19 protein-coding genes and 1 riboswitch are annotated in these 18,589 nt (G+C 65.0%); of the genes, 9 read left to right on the forward strand and 10 right to left on the reverse strand.

Annotated features, from left to right (window positions below; all coding sequences use genetic code 11):
* Together H162_RS31980 and H162_RS0125940 are read right to left on the reverse strand one after the other, a co-directional pair.
* A partial coding sequence (locus H162_RS31980; protein ID WP_229452268.1) for a phosphoenolpyruvate carboxylase occupies positions 1 to 343 on the reverse strand: 343 nt, incomplete at its 3' end.
* Positions 344 to 602: 259 nt separating this feature from the next.
* Positions 603 to 1,511, reverse strand: a complete 909-nt coding sequence (locus H162_RS0125940; RefSeq protein WP_026355106.1) for a LysR family transcriptional regulator — start codon at positions 1,509 to 1,511, stop codon at positions 603 to 605.
* A gap of 197 nt (positions 1,512 to 1,708) precedes the next feature.
* Between H162_RS0125940 and H162_RS0125945 the strand changes: the two genes are divergently transcribed.
* The 3 genes from H162_RS0125945 (at position 1,709) to H162_RS0125955 (ending at position 4,966) form a co-directional block, all read left to right on the forward strand.
* Positions 1,709 to 2,647: a dihydrodipicolinate synthase family protein gene (locus tag H162_RS0125945; RefSeq protein WP_020656400.1), complete on the forward strand. Its 939-nt coding sequence runs from the start codon at positions 1,709 to 1,711 to the stop codon at positions 2,645 to 2,647.
* Positions 2,648 to 2,953: 306 nt separating this feature from the next.
* Entirely contained in the window at positions 2,954 to 3,799 is an 846-nt protein-coding gene (locus H162_RS31985) for a Bug family tripartite tricarboxylate transporter substrate binding protein (protein ID WP_020656401.1), read from the forward strand.
* Positions 3,800 to 3,943: 144 nt separating this feature from the next.
* The gene (locus H162_RS0125955; RefSeq protein ID WP_084677131.1) at positions 3,944 to 4,966 is read left to right on the forward strand and encodes a porin; all 1,023 of its coding nucleotides are present in this window, start codon (positions 3,944 to 3,946) and stop codon (positions 4,964 to 4,966) included.
* 51 nt (positions 4,967 to 5,017) lie between these two features.
* Here the strand turns inward: H162_RS0125955 and H162_RS0125960 are convergent, their stop codons facing one another.
* Entirely contained in the window at positions 5,018 to 5,848 is an 831-nt protein-coding gene (locus H162_RS0125960; protein ID WP_020656403.1) for a 3-oxoadipate:acetyl-CoA acetyltransferase, read from the reverse strand.
* A 153-nt stretch (positions 5,849 to 6,001) separates the two neighbouring features.
* Entirely contained in the window at positions 6,002 to 6,967 is a 966-nt protein-coding gene (locus tag H162_RS31990; RefSeq protein WP_020656404.1) for a bile acid:sodium symporter family protein, read from the reverse strand.
* On the opposite strand from H162_RS31990, the gene H162_RS35415 reads away from it, so the two are divergent.
* Positions 6,875 to 7,084, forward strand: a complete 210-nt coding sequence (locus H162_RS35415) for a hypothetical protein (protein ID WP_229452272.1) — start codon at positions 6,875 to 6,877, stop codon at positions 7,082 to 7,084. The two genes, H162_RS31990 and H162_RS35415, sit on opposite strands and share 93 nt — an antisense overlap.
* Positions 7,085 to 7,149: 65 nt before the next feature.
* On the opposite strand, the gene H162_RS0125970 is transcribed toward H162_RS35415, so the two are convergent.
* Entirely contained in the window at positions 7,150 to 8,238 is a 1,089-nt protein-coding gene (locus H162_RS0125970) for an extracellular catalytic domain type 1 short-chain-length polyhydroxyalkanoate depolymerase (protein WP_229452270.1), read from the reverse strand.
* 282 nt (positions 8,239 to 8,520) lie between these two features.
* Here H162_RS0125970 and H162_RS0125975 point away from each other — a divergent pair, with 282 nt between their 5' ends.
* The gene (locus H162_RS0125975) at positions 8,521 to 9,486 is read left to right on the forward strand and encodes a fatty acid desaturase (protein ID WP_020656406.1); all 966 of its coding nucleotides are present in this window, start codon (positions 8,521 to 8,523) and stop codon (positions 9,484 to 9,486) included.
* Positions 9,487 to 9,490: 4 nt separating this feature from the next.
* On the forward strand, positions 9,491 to 10,294 hold the full coding sequence (locus H162_RS0125980; protein WP_026355109.1) for a phosphate/phosphite/phosphonate ABC transporter substrate-binding protein: 804 nt from the start codon (positions 9,491 to 9,493) through the stop codon (positions 10,292 to 10,294).
* 25 nt (positions 10,295 to 10,319) lie between these two features.
* On the opposite strand, the gene H162_RS0125985 is transcribed toward H162_RS0125980, so the two are convergent.
* Entirely contained in the window at positions 10,320 to 11,150 is an 831-nt protein-coding gene (locus H162_RS0125985) for an alpha/beta fold hydrolase (protein WP_020656408.1), read from the reverse strand.
* Between the two features lie 145 nt (positions 11,151 to 11,295).
* Positions 11,296 to 11,402: riboswitch (TPP riboswitch) on the forward strand.
* Between the two features lie 116 nt (positions 11,403 to 11,518).
* Here H162_RS0125985 and H162_RS31995 point away from each other — a divergent pair.
* Positions 11,519 to 12,781, forward strand: a complete 1,263-nt coding sequence (locus tag H162_RS31995) for a D-amino acid dehydrogenase (protein WP_020656409.1) — start codon at positions 11,519 to 11,521, stop codon at positions 12,779 to 12,781.
* A gap of 58 nt (positions 12,782 to 12,839) precedes the next feature.
* Here H162_RS31995 and H162_RS32890 read toward each other — a convergent pair whose 3' ends face one another.
* Together H162_RS32890 and H162_RS33565 are read right to left on the reverse strand one after the other, a co-directional pair.
* Positions 12,840 to 13,952 (reverse strand): LysR substrate-binding domain-containing protein, encoded by a 1,113-nt coding sequence (locus H162_RS32890; protein WP_020656410.1) that lies wholly within the window; start codon positions 13,950 to 13,952, stop codon positions 12,840 to 12,842.
* Positions 13,953 to 14,179: 227 nt separating this feature from the next.
* Positions 14,180 to 14,614 (reverse strand): DUF3592 domain-containing protein, encoded by a 435-nt coding sequence (locus tag H162_RS33565; RefSeq protein ID WP_084677133.1) that lies wholly within the window; start codon positions 14,612 to 14,614, stop codon positions 14,180 to 14,182.
* Between the two features lie 344 nt (positions 14,615 to 14,958).
* Between H162_RS33565 and H162_RS0126000 the strand changes: the two genes are divergently transcribed.
* Together H162_RS0126000 and H162_RS0126005 are read left to right on the forward strand one after the other, a co-directional pair.
* A complete protein-coding gene (locus H162_RS0126000; protein ID WP_026355110.1) occupies positions 14,959 to 15,633 on the forward strand; it encodes a YceI family protein in 675 nt (224 codons plus the stop codon).
* 101 nt (positions 15,634 to 15,734) lie between these two features.
* Positions 15,735 to 16,316 (forward strand): SRPBCC family protein, encoded by a 582-nt coding sequence (locus tag H162_RS0126005; protein WP_020656412.1) that lies wholly within the window; start codon positions 15,735 to 15,737, stop codon positions 16,314 to 16,316.
* A 335-nt stretch (positions 16,317 to 16,651) separates the two neighbouring features.
* Here the strand turns inward: H162_RS0126005 and H162_RS0126010 are convergent, their stop codons facing one another.
* Together H162_RS0126010 and H162_RS0126015 are read right to left on the reverse strand one after the other, a co-directional pair.
* Positions 16,652 to 17,530 carry an IclR family transcriptional regulator domain-containing protein gene (locus tag H162_RS0126010; protein ID WP_156885812.1) on the reverse strand — a complete coding sequence of 293 codons (879 nt, stop codon included), beginning with the start codon at positions 17,528 to 17,530 and terminating at the stop codon, positions 16,652 to 16,654.
* A gap of 92 nt (positions 17,531 to 17,622) precedes the next feature.
* Positions 17,623 to 18,570, reverse strand: coding sequence for an AEC family transporter (locus tag H162_RS0126015; RefSeq protein ID WP_020656414.1), 948 nt, complete (start codon positions 18,568 to 18,570; stop codon positions 17,623 to 17,625).
* Positions 18,571 to 18,589 lie beyond the last annotated feature (19 nt).

An 18,589-nucleotide genomic window follows, 5' to 3' on the forward strand; every position in this document is an offset into this window, starting at 1 on the left:
TGCCCTTTTTCGGCGCCGAGCCGGCTGCCAGGTGGGCGCGGGTGCGGCGGATATGGTGCTGGTCCTCGGCGATGTTCGCCAGCAGGGAGAAATAGCTGAAGGCCCGGATGAGATGCGTGGCGTCGTCGGACGACATCCCGTTCAGCGTGGCGTGCAGCGCTTCATCCGTGGCCTGGTCCTGGTCGCGGCGAAAGCCGGTCGACATCTTGCGGATCGCCTCGATGCCGTCGAACACCTGTTCACCGTGCTGCGCGCGTATGGTATCGCCGAGCAGCCTGCCGAGCTGGCGGATGTCGCGTCCCAATAACTCTTCCTTGAAGTTTTGTACTTCTTCACGAATCATGCGAGGTCTCCCATAGAGTTTGCCGTGCTTAATTGAAGTAGAGTGCAGAAATGTAGTAAATTTACCAAAACATGGGGTTGCGAGGCGCCGCCGGGGCTAGTGATCCTAAAGTTTGGTGCCGGCTAGCGTCGTGTTTGGCATATTTTGTAAAAAGTCTACACAATCCTACTTCAAAACCCAGGACTCAGGCATTGGAAAGCTTGATTCTTTCAGCAAAAACAACAATGGACCGGTCCTTCAGGCGCGGGAGGTCGTGCCTTCAGCGCGTGATATCGACCGCAATGGTCTCGACGATTTCCCTGGTCAGCTGCATGACGGCCCGGCACGCCAGCGTGAGCTCTCCATGGCGCGACATGGCCAGGGCAATGTGGCGCGACACGATGGGGTCGACCAGTTTGGATGACTGGAGGCGGCAATCCGCCAATGCCTCGGCGATCGCGTACGGTCCCAGTAATGCATGCATGCTCCCATCCGCGACCAGGCGTGTCTGTAGCCGCAAGGAATCGGCTTCGAGCACGACCTTGAGCGAAACCCCGCGTTCGCTGCCGAGCTGGTCGAGGCGATCGCGCCAGCTGTTCGGGCGGCAGAACGTCACCAGCGGCAGATTGTGGAGCGCCGAGAACGGTACTGTCGGCTGCGACGTCAGCGGGTCGCCGACTGGACCGACGAGATAGGTCGCCGTCTCGTTGAGGTAGATATCGCCGTCCTTCGGTGTCGGACTATGCCGGAACAGGATGGCGAGATCAACGCTGCCATTCTCGAGCCAGGTCTCGAGCTGCGCCCCCTGGCCCTCGCGTACACGCAACTGTACCAGCGGATAGCGTTCCCTGAGGCGGTAGAAGAGGGTGGTGACCAGGGGATGCGCGGTCGACGGCAGCATGCCGATCCGCACCAGACCGATGGGCTTGCCCGCAGCGGTATGGATATCGTAAGCGAGCTGGTCGGTGCTGGCGAGCCAGGCCCGCACCTTGGGCGCGATCCGCTGTCCCAGCTCGGTCAGGACGACGCCGCGTCCGGTGCGCTGCAGCAGCCGTCCCCCGCATTCTTCTTCCAGCGCGCTCATCTGGCGGCTGATGTGGGGCTGGCTGGTGCCGTGGACCTCCGCCACCTTGCTCAAGCTGCCGAGCTCGGCAGCGTCAATGAATAGTTTCCAAGCGGCATAGTCCACGATCTCGTCTCCGGTCGATATACCTGTTTAGTATATCTGGAATGCGCGTTTGACCAGTTCTCGCATGGCTCGGCGACTCCTACACTGCATGCACGTTGTCCGACTTTGAAAGCACGGGAAGTCGGCGGCCAGAAGGCTCTCGTAGGCGACCGGTATTCGCCCCAGGGCCTTACATCCAACCCCTGAAAGGAAATGTCATGCAAAACATCGATCTCCGAGGCCTCGTTCCTGCCCCTGTTACCCCGTTCACCCAGGACGGTGCGGTTGACCACGCCGCCATCCAGCGACTGGGCTCCTGGCTCGGCAGCATTCCTGGCGTCAAAGGGCTGGTGGTGCTCGGCCATGCAGGGGAAGGCACCTTCCTCTCCCAGGATGAACAGGCGGCGGTGATCGACAGCTTCAAGAAATCGGTCGACGGCAAGCTGCCCATCATCGCCGGCATCACGCTGGAAGGCACCCAGGTCGCTGTCGAGGAAGCCAGGCGCGCAGTCAAGGCGGGCGCCTCGGCCGGCCTGGTGTATCCGTCGCACGGCTGGCTGCGCTTCGGCTACCAGAAAGGCGCCCCGCAAGACCGCTACCGCGCGATCTACGAAGGCAGCGGCCTGCCACTCATCCTGTTCCAGTATCCGGATGCGACCAAGGCCACCTACAACCTCGAGACCCAGCTCGAGATCGCCGCGCAACCGGGCGTGTTCGCCATGAAGAACGGTGTGCGCAACATGAAGCGCTGGGACACCGAGATCCCAGTCATCCGCCGCGAGAATCCCGACCTGCAGATCCTGACCTGCCACGACGAATACCTGCTGCATACCATGTTCGACGTCGATGGGGCGCTGGTGGGCTATGGCGGCATCGCACCGGAGCCGCTGATCGAACTGATCGCGGCCGGCAAGGCGAAGGACTACGCCAGGGCGCGCGCCATCCACGACCAGCTGCTGCCGGTCACCCGCAGCGTCTACCATCGCGGCTCGCACATGGAAGGCACGGTGGCGCTCAAGCACGCCCTGGTCGAGCGCGGCATCCTCGATCACGCAACGGTCCGCTCGCCGCTGCTGCCGCTGGAAGCCGGCGCCGACCTCGAGATCACGGCAGCGGTGCGCTCGGCAGGTCTCGGCCGCGTCACGAACCGACAGTAAGTGCTGTCGTCCTGAACGGCTGCGAGGAGGGGCGATTCCTCCTCCGGCCCGCTTTGATTCTCCCCACCTGGCTTCCAGCAAGCTTGAGTGATGTCTGATAATTAAATGGATGGGCAAACGACTCCTTTATTTCATTAACAGGAAGCGATTTGCACGATGATTCATGGATGATGGAGACCGGTGATGAAAAATTCCTGCAAGGCGCTCATTGCGATGACCGCAATGATTTTTTCCACCTTGGCATGCGCCTAGGCGTATCCGAACAAGGTGGTCAGAATCATTGTGCCCTACCCACCTGGCGGGACTGTGGATGCGGTGGCCCGTATCCTTGCCTCACGGCTGACCGAAAACCTGGGTCAACAGTTCATCGTGGATAACCGGCCAGGAGCGAATGGGACGCTCGGCAGCAGCCTTGCTTCGAAATCGGATCCGGATGGCTATACCCTGCTGGTACAGGCGTCCACGTTCGTGGCGGCGCCGCTGCTAATGAAAAAAGTCCCGTACGACATCCATAACGACTTCACCCCGATCACGCAACTCGGCGCAGTGCCTTTGCTGGTGAGCTCCTCGCCAGGAATCCCGGCGAAGAACCTCCAGGAGTTCATTGCTGCGATCAAGGCCACCCCCGGCAAATATACCTTCGGTACCTCGGCCGAGGGTTCCGCCAGCCATCTGGCAGAAGTCGCCATCCGGCGCGATGCAAAACTGGACTTCATGATCGTTCCCTACAAAGGGACTGCGCCGGCGCTCACCGACGTGATGGGCGGGCATACCAGCGCCATGGTCGATGCCTTGCCGTCCACGTTACCCCACGTCAAGAGCGGAAAGCTCAAGCCGCTTGCCGTCACGAGTGCACAAAGGATCCCTTCATTACCCGACGTGCCCACCGTTGCCGAATCGGGACTGGAGGGCTTCGAGATGGTTTCCTGGTACGGGTTGTGGGGTCCGGCAAAGATGCCAGCCGAGCTGGTGGCGAAGATTCACCAGGAAGTGGCGAAGGCCTTGAATTCGCAACAAGTGGCAAGGAGTCTCGGCGCCCAGGGCTTTATCGTCTCCGGCGCGGCGCCCGAGCAGTTCAAATCCTATATCAAGCTCGAGTCCGACAAATATGGCCGAATCATCTCGGCCGCGAAAATAGAGCTCGACAAATAGCACCGTGCGCCGGGTAGGCGGGCCATACCCGGCGCCGGTCGACGCTCGCTACCTTGCCGCCCACGCTTCCCCCAGCCTGAACGCCAGGCCGCCACACGGCGCGGTGCGGCTGAATTCGTCCCTGAAAAAGGAAAAGGAGACCCCATGACACTCCCAACACATCAATTATTCGCCATGGCGCTGGCAGGGCTGGGCAGCCTGGCGTCGATCGGCGCGCAGGCCCAGAACGTGGAAATATATGGCGTGATAGGCGCCTATGTCGGCAGCGTCAAGCGCAGCGGCGAGGGCGAGGGCGTGCGGTCGGTCAACAGCGGCGGCTTGCAAACCTCCTACCTTGGCTTCAGGGGAAAGGAAGACCTGGGCGGCGGTATCAAGGCGATCTTTTCGCTCGAAAGCTTCTTCCGTGCCGACACGGGCGAACAAGGGCGCAGCAGCGCCGACCCGCTTTTTTCACGCAATGCCTGGGTGGGCCTGGAGGGCGGGCTGGGACGGCTGACGCTTGGCCGCCAGACCAACCCGACCTACATTGCGGCAGGCCAGCTCAGTCCATTCGGCATCTCGGTCATGTTCGCACCGCTGACCCTCCATTCCTTCGTTGCCGCTTACGGCAGCAACATCGTCGGCGATACGGTATGGAATAACACGATCCAGTATGCGTCGCCGGAAATCGCCGGTTTCAAGGGGGCACTCATCTATGGGGCCGGGGAAGTGGCGGGCCAGGAAGGGCTTGCCAATCTGGGCCTGCACGCTACCTACCGCCGCGGGAAACTGTACGCCGCGCTCTCGGCGCAACGGGTGCGGGTCAATGTGTCCACGCCCTTGCCGGTGCAGCAAGAGGCGGTGCTGGCCGGAGCGGCCTATGACTTCGGAAAATTCAAGGTATTCGGCAGCACCTCGCATACGCGCATCGAAGGAGGGCGAAGGAACCGGCTCGTCGATGCCGGCCTGTCGGTGCAGCTGTCCGCAGCCGGTTCGTTCCTGATGGAAGTGGCGCGGTCGAACATCGAGATGCCGGGCGTTCCCGAAACACACCGGACGACGGCATCGGTCGGCTACGATCATCGTTTGTCCAAACGCACCGACCTGTACCTTGTTCACACGCACGACAAGCGAAGCAACACAGGTTCGGCAGGCACCACGGCGCTCGCCATCCGGCACCTGTTTTGACGACAGGGTCCACCTGTGATCGTCCGGCAGGGTGCCGGGCCGACACGTCTTTCAACTGACGGGCAAGCCAAGCCTGGAACGTGCTTCGGCGGGGCTGGCCGGGCGAGCCCCGTAGCGCGCGCAGAGGTCTGCCGCGATACGCACCAGTTCCGCGTTGCTCGTTGCCAGCCGATCACGGTCGATGCGAATGTTGTCTTCGAGCCCGGTGCGCACCGCGTCTCCCTTCCTCTGCAACACCCACTCGATGACCTGGCTCTGGTGACGGCCGATTCCGGCCGCCGTCCATGTGGCCATCGGCGCCACGCGTCGCAGCATCGCCAGCAGCGAATCGAGCACCAGCTCGTCGACCGGCAAGGCATTCTTGATGCCCATGACAAACTGTACATGGGGACGCTCATTGATCTTGCCTTCATCCATCAGCCGACGCATACCGAACAGATGCGAGAGGTCGAAAATCTCGATCTCCGGCAGGATATGGTTTTCCAACATGGTCGACGCCAGGTGATCGACCAATGCGGGGGCGTTTTCGTAGATCATGGTCGGAAAATTGACCGTGCCCGTGGCGAGCGACGCCATATCCGGTTTGTAGTGCAGGGCCGCGCCGCGGGCGTTCTGATCGCGCCCCCGGCCACCGGTCGAAAACTGCACGATCATGCCCGGGCAGTGCTTCCGTATGCCTTCCAGTACGCTCGCAAACAAGGCAGGGTCGGACGAGGAACTCTCATCCGGATTGCGCACGTGCACATGTACCAGGGTGGCGCCGGCCTCGTAGGCTTCGTGCGTCGATTCAACCTGCTCGGCCACCGTAATCGGGACGGCGGGATTGTCCTTCTTGCGCGGGACGGAACCAGTGATGGCAACAGCGATGACTATGGGATCCATATCGTGCTTTCACTTGTTGGTCATGGATGATCTAACCGCGAACACCCACGCCTGGAGCACGCCTGGGCGCCACCCGGAGCGGATATGCGGTGCCGGATTCATCATAACGCAACGGACGCTCGGCATGCCATACGCTAGGTTCCATGTGCGCCATCAGCGGTACTCCCTGGTTTGCTCCCCGGTCGCCGCCTGCGTCCGCCTGTCGAGCTCCGACGGCCCACGCCGGGCATAGCGTTGCGCCAGTACCGCACACACCATCAACTGCATCTGGTGATACAGCATGAGGGGCAGGACCATGGCGCCGATCATGTCGCTCGTGAACAGGACCTTGGCGATCGGCACGCCGCTGGCGAGGCTTTTCTGGGAGCCGCAGAATGCGACCGTCACTTCGTCCTCGGTGCTGAAGCCGAGACGGCGGGCGGCAAGGCGCGAGACCATGAGCACCGCGGCGAGCAGGATGCCGATCATGACAACCAGTCCGGCCAATGCCGGCAAGGGCAGGCGTTCCCAGAGTCCCTGGTTGACGGAAGCGCTGAAGGCGGTATAGACGACCAGCAGGATGGAACCCTGGTCGACGAACTTCAGCGCCGCCTTGTGCCTGTCGACCCAGCGTCCGATCCACCGCCTGGCGATCTGGCCGGCGACGAAGGGCACCAGCAACTGCATGACGACCGAGGTCACCGAGCTCAGGGAACCACCCGCCGAGGCATGCGTTGCCATGAGCATGCCGGCGAGGGCCGGCGTCAGGAAGATGCCGATCATCGTCGAGGCCGATGCGCTGCAGATCGCCGCGGGCACATTCCCCCGCGCCATCGCAGTCAAGGCGATGGAGGACTGCACGGTCGATGGCAAGGCGCACAGGAACAGGATGCCCAGGTACAGGTCCGGCGTCGCCACGAGCCTGGCGAGCGGCTGCATGGCCAGGCCCAGGAGCGGAAAGAGGACGAAGGTGATCGTCAGGACGCACGCATGCAGGCGCCAGTGCGTCGCACCCGCCTTGATGGCCTCCCTGGACAACTTGGCTCCATGCAGGAAGAACAGGGTTCCGATCGCCACTTTGGTGACCGCATCGAATGCCTGGGCAAGGTCGCCGGAGCAGGGAAACAGGCTGGCCAGCACGACCGTGAGCGCGAGACCGAGTGTGAAATTATCTGGAAGGTAGCTTGGGCGGGGCATAGGAGCGGGATGGTTGAAAAGCTGGCGCAGGTCGCGAGCAGCCTGGTGCACCCCTATTGAACCCTGATTTCACGTCGGGAGCAAAGTCAACTTACGAATAAGCTAATTTGCGAGCGGGCGCCATGTCAGCGCCGGTGTTTGCCAAAGAAGTCCAGCACCATGCGGCTCGCGTTCGGCCCGGCCTTCGCATTGAACTTCAACTCCGGGTCGCCGCCGCTCCATGCATGGCCCAGGCCCGCGATGCGGGCCACCCGCAGGACCAGCTTGCGGCGCACCAGGTAATCGTGGACTTCATGGGCATTGCGGCTGCCGCCCCGCCCCGCGGCCTTCACCGTGACCCGTGTCGCCGGGCCGTCCGCCAAGCCGTTCAATTGCAGCCACTGGCGCGCCAGCTGGCGCTGGTTCACCGGATGCACCACCCGGTCGTCTTCACCCTGGATCAGGATGGCCGGCATCGGCGGCATCGGCGGCATCGGTCCGTTCGCGGCGGGCGGGTCCTGCGTGGAACGGCGCTGCAGCACGCCGAGGATGGCCGCATCGGCCTGCGTCGGGGCGCCATGGCGCATCACCTGCAGCGCCCCCACCGGGCTGTGGCCGGCGCCGAAGACGGGGCCGGAATGCAGGGCGACGGCGGCAATCAGCTCCGGATGGTTCAGCGCCAGCACCGCGGCCATGCCGGCGCCGGCCGAGAGGCCGCAGGCATAAATGCGGCGGCGGTCGATCGCATGGTCTTCGCACACCTTCCCGACCAGGGCCGCCAGTTGCGCGGTTTCCCCGCCGCCCTGCTGGGTGGAGCGGTCGTACCAGCGCCAGCAGCGCTGCGCCTGGGCGCTCGCCAGCTGCTGGGGGTAGAGCAGTGCATAGCCCTTGTCTTCCGCCAGCCGGTTCATGCGCGTGCCTTCGGCGAACTGGGCGGCGCTCTGGTGACAGCCGTGCAGCATGACGACCAGGGGCCAGCCGTGCTGCGCCACGGTGTCGGGCACGCGTTTCGGAACGTACAGCCAGTAGTTCATGTGCTGCGCGACAAGCAGTCCCGGCTTCAGGGGCAGGGGATACTGGGCCGTCAACCAGCGTCCGGGCGCGGGCGCCAGGCCAGGGCGCGCATCGCGGCGGGGTGTGGGCGGCGCGGCCGGCGCGGCCGCCCGTTTCGACGGCGGCTTGCGCGCCGGCTTCTGCGGCTTCGGCGCGCAGGCATCCAGCAGTTTGCTCACCATCGACTGTTGCGATTTTGCGACGCGGGCCAGGCTGCGCAGCAATCGGCCACTTCGGGCAGGTTTCGCCATATCACCTCTGCGTTCTATGTTGCAGTGCAATATACCGGCGTCCGCGGCCGCGCTCCGTGCGCTGGCGTACACCGGGCGGAGGCCGGCGCCTGCACCGAAGTTCATATATGGATGTGCGAAATGATTCGTTTCGCCGGCGGCGGCAAGGCTTTAGCCTCTGCACACCACCATCCAGCTGGAGCACCCGCTCCGCACATGCCGAGTCGACCAGCCATGAGCACACACCCACCGCGTTCGGAATACCTGGATGCAGCCCAGCGGCAGCAGATCAGCGACGAGCGCACGCGCCTGCTGTGGCGCGCCGAATGGCCCACCTGGCTCCTGATCGCCGTGATCCACGGGGGCTGGCTTGGCACGCTGGCGTTCTGGCGCGAACTGGGCAGCGTGGCCGCCACCTGGCTGATGATTTGGTGGGGTGCATGGTATATGTCGCTGCAACATGAGTTGATCCACGGCCATCCGACGCCCTGGCCGGCGGTCAACCGCCTGTTCGGCTACCTGCCGCTGGCCGTGTGGTATCCCTACCAGCTGTATCGCGACAGCCATCTGCGCCATCATGTGGATGCGCACCTGACCATGCCGGCGCTCGATACGGAAAGCTGCTATGTGTCGCCCGCCGCCTGGGCCGGCATGAACAGGCCGCTGCGCGCGCTGCTGTGGTTGAACAAGACTTTCTGGGGCCGCCTGCTGGTCGGTCCCGCGATCGCCATCGGCGGCACCTGGCGCGAGGCCATCCGCCAGCCGCTGCGGGGCGACTGGCGCCAGGCGCCGATGTGGCTGCGTCACCTGGCCATGCTGGGCGCCATGCTGTGGTGGGTGGACGCCGCCTTCGGCGTCCCGGCCCTCTACTATCTGCTCGCCATTTCCTATCCGGCGCAATCGCTGGCGATGATCCGTTCCTACTACGAGCACCGGCCGGCGGACGACCACAAGCAGCGGATCGTGCTGAACGAAGCGGGGCCGGTGTTCCGGCTGCTATTCTTGAATAATAACTACCACCTGGTGCACCACGATTTTCCCTCGCTGCCATGGTACCTGCTGCCGCGCGTGTATCACGCCCGGCGCGCCGGCTACATCGCGCGCAGCGGCGGCTTTCATGTGCGTGGCTACGGCGAATTGATGCGGCGCTTCGGCTTCAGGCCGGTCGACGCGCCGGTGCACCCGTCCGGGCAGGACTAGTCCCATGCACTGGAAAGTCGCCTTCCCCATGTATGGCGTCTCGGCGCGGGTCAGGGCAGGGTACGAGGCCCTGTCCGGCGCGCTGCTGGCGGAACTGCGCGCGGACGGTTTCGCAGGAAGCGTCGAACTGGTGCGCGACCCGCCGCTGCCGGACTTCTTCACACGCCCGGACCTGCTGTTCGGCCAGACCTGCGGCTATCCCTACCTGACCCGGTTGCGCGATCACGTGCGGCTGGTCGCCACGCCCGCCTACGATTTCCCCGGCTGCCAGGGGGCGGACCATGCCAGCGCCATCGTGGTCCGCGCCGACGGCGGCATCACGGCGCTGGAGCAGGCCAGGGGCCGCATCGCCGCCGCCAACGAGATCCACTCCAACAGCGGCATGAACGCGCTGCGCCATGCCGTCGCGCCGCTGGCCAGGGATGGCCGGTTCTTCGGCGGGGTGCGCTGGTCCGGCAGCCACCGGGCCAGCCTGGCGCTGGTCCGGCGAGGGAGGGCCGACCTGGCGGCCATCGATTGCGTGACCCTGGGTTATCTGGAGCGCGAGCAGCCGGGCAGCATGGAGGGACTGACGGTGCTCCAGTACACGGCGCCGTCGCCCGGCCTGCCCATCGTGGCCGGCCGCGCCGTGCCGGAGGCCTTGATCCTGCGGCTGCGGGCAGCGCTGCTGAAGCCGGAAGCGCCGACGGCCCGGCTCATGGCGCTGCTTTCCATCAGCGGCTTCCAGGCGGTCGACGACGCCGGCTATGCCCGCATCCTCGCACTGGAATCGCAGGCGCTGGCACGGGGCTATCCGCAGCTCGCGTGAGACCTCGTCCAGGCCGGTGCAGCCATCATCCGGCCGAGAACCAGTCGAGCAGGCGCGCATTCACCTCGCCGGCGGCTTCGTATTGCACCCAGTGTCCCGACCCGCGGACGATGCCGTGGGAGCGTTCGGGCCGGTCTGCCTGCCACAGGGGACCGACTTCCCCGGGATCGCCGGTGGGATCGTGTTCGCCCCACAGCAGCAGGACCGGCATGTCCAGCTGTTCCAGCGTCTCCGTCAGGATCGGGCTGAGCGAAGTCTTCTTGCTTTGATAGCGGGTGCGGAGGCAGGAATAGTGGTGGATGTCGAGCGCCAGGGGATCGACCGGCCCGTGCAGCATCAGGGCGTTCAGGTTGTGCCGCAGGTTCGCCAGCATGCTTTGCTCGTCCTCGGCGTCGCGCCAGGCGAGCATCGCGGCCGCTTGCCGGCGGCGCTTGCCATGCCCCACCGCCCCCAGCAAGGCCAGCCTGCGCACGCCCGGGCGTTGCAGCGCGACCCGCCCGGCGATCACCCCGCCAAACGAAAACCCGGCCAGGTCGAACCCGGTATCGGCGCCGAGCAGCCTGTCGATGGAGCGCAGCACGGTGTCGACCAGGTCGTCGAAGCCGCCGCCCGGGGGCAGGGCATCGGACTCGCCATATCCGGGCAGGTCGGGCACCAGCACGCGGTGGGTCGCCGAGAGCGCCCCGATATTCCTGATCCAGTGCATCCACGAACCGTGCCCGCCGTGCACCAGGATCAGCGGCGCGCCGGCGCCGAATTCGCGCCAGCACATGACGCGTCCTTCCTGTTCCACCAGGTGGCGTTTTGCGACGCGGTCGAGCGACGCGATGATGTCGAACTCACGGCCAGATGTCATGCGATTGTTCCTGCAAAAGCTTCCACTATACGCAATAGCGGCACACAGCGCAGGACCTGCCCGAGGATCGCCATGCAGGCGATCGCGCAATCCCGGTTTGCCCAAGCATTGCCGAAACGGTTAGAATCATCCCTGCCGAACGAAGGCAACACGCTAGGGGTCCTGCAGGTCGCGAACGCGACCTGCGGGTGAGATACACCCTCCGAACCTGATCTGGATAATGCCAGCGAAGGGAAGCGTATTGACACTGGCCCCGCGCCGTCTCTCTACCTGCCTTTGCTGGATCCTGCTCAAGTCACCGAGACGCTAACAAGGATCCACATGAACACCTCCACCTTCACCTCCGCCGCACGCGGCCGGCGAGTCCGATGAACGTCATCGTGCTGGGAGCCGGCGTGGTCGGCACGGCGTCCGCCTGGTACCTGCGCCAGGCCGGGCATGAAGTCACGGTGCTCGAGCGCCAGCCCGGACCGGCGCTGGAGACGAGCTTCGCGAATGGCTGCCAGATCTCGGTATCGCACGCCGAACCCTGGGCCAACCCCGCCTCCCTGCTCAAGGTCGTGCGTTCGCTCGGCCGCGAAGACGCGCCGCTGCTGTTTCGCCTGCGCGCCGATCCGCTGCAATGGCGCTGGTGCCTGCGCTTCGTGCGCGAATGCCGGCCGGCGCGGGTGGCCGCCAACCTGCGCCAGATCGTCGCGATCGCCGATTACAGCCGCCGCAGCCTGCAGGCCCTGCGTGCGGAAACCGGGATCGAGCACGACAACCTGGCGCGCGGCATCCTGCATTTCTATACCGACCAACGCGAGTTCGACCGCGCATGCCGCGCCGCGGCGGCGATGCGCGAACTGGGTTGTCCACGCACGACGATCGACGCCGACGAGGTGGTGCGCATCGAGCCGGCCTTGGGCGGGGCGCGCCCCAGGCTGGTGGGCGGCGACTTCACCGCCAGCGACGAGTCGGGCGATGTCTACCAGTTCACCGCGCAGCTCGCCGTGCGAGGCGAGGCCGCCGGGATCGGCTTCCGCTACAACACGACGGTGACGCGCCTGCTGGCCGACGCGGGGAAGGTGAGGGGCGTGGAAGTCATCGACGGCGAAGGCAGGCACCGGGTGCTGCATGCCGACGCCTTCGTCATCGCACTCGGCAGCTTTTCGCCTGCGTTGCTGGCGCCGCTGGGCATCAGGCTGATGATCTATCCCGGCAAGGGCTATTCGGCCACCTACCCGGTCCTCGATGCGGCCGCCGCGCCGACCGTGTCGCTGACCGACGACGGCCACAAGCTGGTGCTGTCGCGATTGGGATCGCGCCTGCGCGTGGCCGGCACCTGCGAGTTGAACGGTTATTCGCGCGCGCTGAACACGGTGCGCTGCGAGGCGATCACGCGGCGCGTGCGCGAGCTGTTCCCCGGCGCCTGCGACTACGATCGCGCGCGCTACTGGGCGGGCCTGCGGCCGCTCACGCCATCCAACGTGCCCTACATCGGCAGGACGCGCCATGCGAACCTGTACCTGAATACCGGGCACGGCACGCTCGGCTGGACCATGGCCTGCGGCTCCGGCCGGGCATTGGCCGATATCGTCTCGGGCCGCCGGCCCGAGGTCGCGTTCGCGTTTTCCGGCAGCGCGACCTGATAGCGACAGTCGGGCATGCGTGGCGCGAACGCGCCGCGCAGCTTCTCGCCCGGCCCGTTCAACTCATGTACGAAATGTCATAACGCGCGACGAAAACATTCGTTATCGGCACAAAGCTTCGTTGATAAAGTCGGCTGGTCTTCACATCATCCGACCCAGGGAGTTTCGTAATGCCGGCATCGCCAGTCCAGGAAAAGAACACCGCCCCCAGCACACCGCGTCTCACCACGATCTCGATCCTCATTGCCGGCCTGTGCGCCGGCGGCCAGGCCGGCGCGCAAGGCCCCAGCGCCGCCGCGGCGCCGGGGCCCGCATCCGGCCAGGCGGGAGAAGTGGTGGTCGTCACCGGCGCGCGCGGCGACGCGCGCAGCATCGCCGAAAGCCTGGCGCCGATCGACGTGGTGGACGCCAAGGAACTGGCGGCCACCGGCAAGCAGAACCTGCGCGACGCGCTGGCCACGCTGTATCCGTCGTACAGCAACACGCCCGGCTTCAAGGGGCAGACCGGCAGCCGGCTCCAGATCAGGTCCGTCACCGGCATGTTGAAAAGCGGCGAATCGCCCAGGCTGAAGTGCGCCAAGTGGTTCAGGATGGGATAGGCCGCGAGATCGCGCAGGCTCAGGTCCGTACGCCCCAGCAGGGGATGGCCTTCCGGCACCACGGCCCGGTAGCGCCAGCTGTAGCAGGGGAAGGTGGTCAGCTCCGGGTGGGACGCCAGGGCGTCTCCCGCGATGCCGATGTCCGCCGCGCAGGAGGCGACCAGCCTGGCGACCTGCTCGGTCGAGCACTGGCGCATCTCGATACGCACCTCGGGCAGCGCTTCGCGAAAGCCGACGATCGACGCCGGCAGGGCATAGCGCGCCTGCGTATGCGTCGTCGCGATCCGCAAGGTGCCGCTGGATGCGGATTCGTATTCGTCGCGCACGCCGAGCAGCCGGTCGGCCTGGTCGAGAAGGCGGTCGACGATCTGCAGCATCGCCTGTCCTGCCTTGCTCAAGCCGGTGATGCGCTTGCCGTGCCGTTCGAAGACCGCCAGACCGAGTTCGTTCTCCAGGTCGCGGATCTGGCGTGTCAGTCCGGGCTGGGTGGTCTGCGTGATGCTGGCGATTTCGGTCAGGCTGAAGCTACGCCTCGTCAATTCGCGGAAGGTCCGCAGCTGCTGGAAGTTCATTGTCGTTCCCAAGGGCGCAAGAAGCGGGCAGCGCTGGTCAACCCGGTTGCAGCGAGTCCGGTTCTGGCGCGACGGATACCGCGGCGGAACCGGACTTGCTGGAGAGCTCATAGACTAAAACGATGAGCACGCCGTTGGAACGAAGGCTTTCGTTACTGAATATCTGTTTTTGTTATGGAAGGGATGCAAAACGCGTCAAGCCGTGGTGCAGTGCATCGGATCCTCGGTTACACATAGAGCGCTTTCAATATTGCCTGCCTTGGATTTCTCGGGTTCACAAGGACTTCGACGGACTGACCCGGCTCGAGTGCAAGAACACGAGCGGTTTTATGAACAGGACTCCAGGATGAAGCGACAGACCCGCCAAGTTGAAAGGAGTATTCGACACGGCCCCGGTCTTTGGCCAGCGAGATCGATGTGATCCGAGCCGGTACTTCAACGCCACGAGCAAACAACAAGAGCACACGCAAGAGGCGCCATACAAGGACGCCCTGTAAAGCCAGCGTCGATATAATCGCCAGCAAAGCGAAGTCCGGGTCGTCCGCGAGGGATGGTCTGAGTAGTGGGTAGCAAAAGTATGCTTCCCATACGAGCACGATGCCGATTGAACTGCCCAGGGCAGGCCAGTCGTTCCACAGGATTGCGCGAATGGACGGTTTCATGGCGCTAACATGAAAGATACCCAGCGACGCAGCATGGCTAGCCCCTTTCCTCAATGAACCGAGAAAGAATCCGTGTGGCTGATTGCGGCCCTTCGTGATCCCAGTGTACGGCGTAGGTTAACCTTATGGCAAGTAAAGATCTTGTCGGACACGCTACGACGCGGACTTGAGCGACACGATGTCACACACGTCTACTGTGCTGTTCCAAACGACTGCTGCCGGACGGAAATTGTCGTCGAGGTCCGCGATCCGGTGACTGATTCAGGCGGATGGCTCAATGAGGGGCGAATATGGGTGCAGCCAGAAGAACACTACCTGAGCCGAAGCCGTGCGGGCCAGTCGCCATGAAGCGCCTTTTTCCATTGCTGTTGCTGCTGACCGCCTGCGGGCAGCAGCTGGCGCCGCCAGTGCCGCGCCCGGGTGCCGATCCAAGCCCGTATCGCGCGGCGGTGGCTTCCGGTGTCGCCGTCTATGCGGTCGATCCGCACGCCTCGCTGATGGCCGTCACGGTACGCCGCTCGGGCGTGATGGCGCGACTCGGGCACGACCACGTGGTGGCCATCCATACGCTGACGGGCTATGTCGCGCCTGGCGTGGGCCGTGCCGACGTTTCTTTCCGCGTAGACGACATGACCGTCGATGAGCCGCAACTGCTGCGCGACGCCGGCATCGACAAGCAGCCGTCATCGCAAGCGGTCAAGGGCACGCGCACTAACATGCTCGGGCCGGTGCTTGAGGCGCAACGCTATCCGGTGGTGACGCTGCGTGCGGAACGGCAGGTCGACGGCCTGCTGCGCGTCGCCGTCACGCTGCACGGCGTCACGCGCTCGCTGGCGCTACCGACGACAGTGCGTGTCGACGCGGCGCAAGTGATTGCGAGTGGCACGGCGCGCCTGAAGCAAACGGATTTCGGCATCACGCCGTTTTCAGTCGGGGGCGGACTGCTATCGGTACAGGACGAGCTGGAAGTGCGCTACCACATCGCCGCACGGCGCTGGAGGCCGGTCGTCGATCCATAGGGGCGAGCGGACGCCGCCTGCCAGAACTGCCACGGCCGACGGCGGATGAAAATGCGCTCGATCTTGTCACGCCAGCCCATCCGCATGTTACGCATCGGCGGATGCTGGATCGCATTGCAAAAATCCTGTTGCTGGGGTGCGCCTTGTGGGCCTGGGGCGTCGCCCCGGTGGCGGCGCAGTCTGGCGCACCCAGGTTCGAACTGAAGGTGGAGCGCCTCGATGGCACCGAAGGAGATAGGGTCTACCAGATCACTTCGAGCGGCACGGTGACCGCGACGCCGGCCGTTGTCTGGCGTATTCTGACCGATTACAACCATTTGGCCGATTTCCTGCCAAATCTGATCAGCGCCCGCGTCGTGTCCCGCCATGGCGACCGGGTCATCGTCGAACAACTGGGTGCTGCCCGCTTTCTGTTCTTCAGCCAGACTATCCACCTGGTGGTGCAGGTGGACGAACGCCCGCCGGATCGAATCGACATCAGCCTGATCGACGGCGACATGAAAGTCTACCGCGCCAGCTGGGCGCTGAGTCCTGGCGCTGGCGCCACCGGCACGCGGGTGGTGTACAACGCGACCATCGTACCGAAGTTCGATGTGCCGGGGATAGTGGGAACAGACGTGGTAAGGAAGGATGTCGCCAGGATGATGGCGGCAGTGTTATTACGACTGGATCGGCCAGAGTAGCATTCAGCGGGAACGGAGTGACCGCCTTGGGTCGGTTGCGGGCTGCCAACAGCATTGATGAACACTCTGTTTTGGAGGGGCGCGAAGAAGCGCTGGCGCGCCGGGACCCACAGCTTTCCCATATGCTGGCGTTTGCCAGGGCTCGAGAGCTGTCCGCGGCGGGCGGCAGCAATCCCCAGGCCCTTATCGCAGCGCAACTCCCAGTACGGCTCTCTGATCTGCTGGCGGTACGTCGAGCGGTTTGACCGGTCGTACTTGGTCGGCCGCTTCAGGACGAATGGAAGCGCAGCCGGGCATGAAACTGATCGGGGTAGCCCGGGCAATGGGCCGCACCTTCACATCATCAGCAGGTGGCCGAGGTCGTTCGCAGCCGCGTTCATGGGATGGAAGTACTTGCTGGCCGCTTCCTGGGCCGAGATCGGCCGACCCTGGAGCAGGACGCTGATGCCGGCCACGTACTGGCCCGAGGTGTCGCGTACCGGTACCGCCAGCGAGCACACCCGCATCTCGATCTGCTCGCGCGAGTAGGCGTAGCCATTCGCGCGCGCTTCGAGCAGGATGTCGCGCAGTTCGGTGCGGTCCGTGACCGTGTGCTCGGTATAGGCTTGCAGGCGCGCATTCTCCAGGTAATGTTCCAGCTCCGGGTCCGGCAGGTGGGCCAGCAGGATGCGCCCGATCGAGGTGCAGTACGCGGGGATGCGGCGGCCCACGTTCAGCGAGGGCGAGATCACGCGCGAGCCCGAGGAACGCGCCAGGTAGACGATCTCGTCGCTGTCCAGCACGGCCAGCGAACAGCTCTCGCCGATCTCCTCGCCCAGCTTGTCGAGGATCGGTTGCGACAGCATCGCCAGCGGCGACGCCGACAGGTAGGAGTGGCTGAGCGAGAGGATGCGCGGGCGCAGGTAGAACAGGTTGGCGTCGTCCATGGCGGCGAAGCCGAGCTTGGCCAGGGTGTGCAGGCTGCGGCGCGCGGCGGCGCGCGGGATGCCCGTGATGTGGCTGACCTGGGCGATCGACATCGGGCGCCGCTTTTCCGACAGCGCCATCATGACGCCCAGGCCGCGCGCGAGGGCGGTGACGAAGTCGGGATCGTCCGAGTGGTGCTCGATCGCCGCCGCCAGCTGGGACTGGACATCGACCACCGCCGGCACGGAACGGTAGGCGGTGCGCGGCAGTTCCGTGGATGCCAGAGGTGCTTGTCCTGATCGTTTCATCGCTTTGCCGCAGTCGGGGAAGTGACGAAATTATAGCAGCGGATGGGCGCATAGCGAACGCGGCGCCGGGAAAACGCCCAACCGCCCCAGGATCAGGTTCGCAACAGCCACAACGCTCCGCTCAAGGTCAGGAACGAGGCGGCGGTGGTGACCAGCAGGGTCGCGGCGGTGCGCTCGGCCAGGCCATGGCCATAGGCCAGGATCGGATAGATGCTGAGCATGGGGACCGCCGCCATCAGGATGCCTGCTGCCAGCAGCTTGTCGTCGACCGGGGCCATGCCCAGCCAGGTCAGGCTGGTGGCGACCACCAGCACCGCCAGCGGATGCCCCACCAGCTTGCCGAGGGCGACCGGCAGCACGGACACCGCCATGCCGCGCAGCGGCAGGCCGACCAGGGTGCCGCCGATGACGAACAGCGACAGTGCGCTGCTGGCCTGCGCGAACAGGGTCACGCTGCGGGTGACCGGGGCGGGGATGCCCAGGCCGAGCAGGTTCAGGGCCAGCCCGGCGGCCAGGCCCAGCACCAGCGGCATGCGCGCGACCCGGCCGAGGGTCTCGAGGAACAGGCGGTGCGCCGGCGCGTCGCCCTGGCGGCTGCTCTCGGCCATCAGCAGCAGCAGGGGCAGCATCACGACGTTCTCGATGATCAGGTTCATGGCCAGCGCCGTGCTGGCGGCCTCCGGAATGGTCAGCAGCAGGATCGGCAGGCCGATGTAGCCGCTGTTCGAGCACGACACCCCCATCGCCGCGAAGGTGCTGCCGGAGTGGTTCAGGCCGGCCGCGCGCCGCGCGAACGCGAAGCCCAGCGCCAGCATCAGCAGCGAGCCGCCGAGATAGGCGGCCAGGTAGCCGGCGTTCAGGATCTCGGCGATGGGGCGCTGCGAGACGGCGTTGAAGACCAGGGCGGGCAGGGCGAAGTTGATGACGAACTTGCCGAACAGGCGCATGTCGTCCTTGGTGAACACCTCGGTCCGGGTCGCGATATAGCCCAGCAGGATAGCAAGGTAGATGGGGCTGATGATCGAAAAAATCTCGGACATGCATTCACTTTCGGATGAA

Source organism: Massilia niastensis DSM 21313 (assembly GCF_000382345.1).
Lineage (GTDB): Bacteria > Pseudomonadota > Gammaproteobacteria > Burkholderiales > Burkholderiaceae_D > Telluria > Telluria niastensis.

Coding starts and splice junctions, on each gene's coding strand:
- H162_RS0125985 (WP_020656408.1), bottom strand. CDS start 11,150: ATGACATCTGGCCGTGAGTTCGACATCATCGCGTCGCTCGACCGCGTC.
- H162_RS0126015 (WP_020656414.1), bottom strand. CDS start 18,570: ATGTCCGAGATTTTTTCGATCATCAGCCCCATCTACCTTGCTATCCTG.
- H162_RS0125970 (WP_229452270.1), bottom strand. CDS start 8,238: ATGGTGAGCAAACTGCTGGATGCCTGCGCGCCGAAGCCGCAGAAGCCG.
- H162_RS0126005 (WP_020656412.1), top strand. CDS start 15,735: ATGCTGGATCGCATTGCAAAAATCCTGTTGCTGGGGTGCGCCTTGTGG.
- H162_RS0125960 (WP_020656403.1), bottom strand. CDS start 5,848: ATGGATCCCATAGTCATCGCTGTTGCCATCACTGGTTCCGTCCCGCGC.
- H162_RS0125955 (WP_084677131.1), top strand. CDS start 3,944: ATGACACTCCCAACACATCAATTATTCGCCATGGCGCTGGCAGGGCTG.
- H162_RS31995 (WP_020656409.1), top strand. CDS start 11,519: ATGAACGTCATCGTGCTGGGAGCCGGCGTGGTCGGCACGGCGTCCGCC.
- H162_RS0125975 (WP_020656406.1), top strand. CDS start 8,521: ATGAGCACACACCCACCGCGTTCGGAATACCTGGATGCAGCCCAGCGG.
- H162_RS0126000 (WP_026355110.1), top strand. CDS start 14,959: ATGAAGCGCCTTTTTCCATTGCTGTTGCTGCTGACCGCCTGCGGGCAG.
- H162_RS35415 (WP_229452272.1), top strand. CDS start 6,875: ATGCAGGAAGAACAGGGTTCCGATCGCCACTTTGGTGACCGCATCGAA.
- H162_RS0125945 (WP_020656400.1), top strand. CDS start 1,709: ATGCAAAACATCGATCTCCGAGGCCTCGTTCCTGCCCCTGTTACCCCG.
- H162_RS0126010 (WP_156885812.1), bottom strand. CDS start 17,530: ATGAAACGATCAGGACAAGCACCTCTGGCATCCACGGAACTGCCGCGC.
- H162_RS32890 (WP_020656410.1), bottom strand. CDS start 13,952: ATGAACTTCCAGCAGCTGCGGACCTTCCGCGAATTGACGAGGCGTAGC.
- H162_RS33565 (WP_084677133.1), bottom strand. CDS start 14,614: ATGAAACCGTCCATTCGCGCAATCCTGTGGAACGACTGGCCTGCCCTG.
- H162_RS0125980 (WP_026355109.1), top strand. CDS start 9,491: ATGCACTGGAAAGTCGCCTTCCCCATGTATGGCGTCTCGGCGCGGGTC.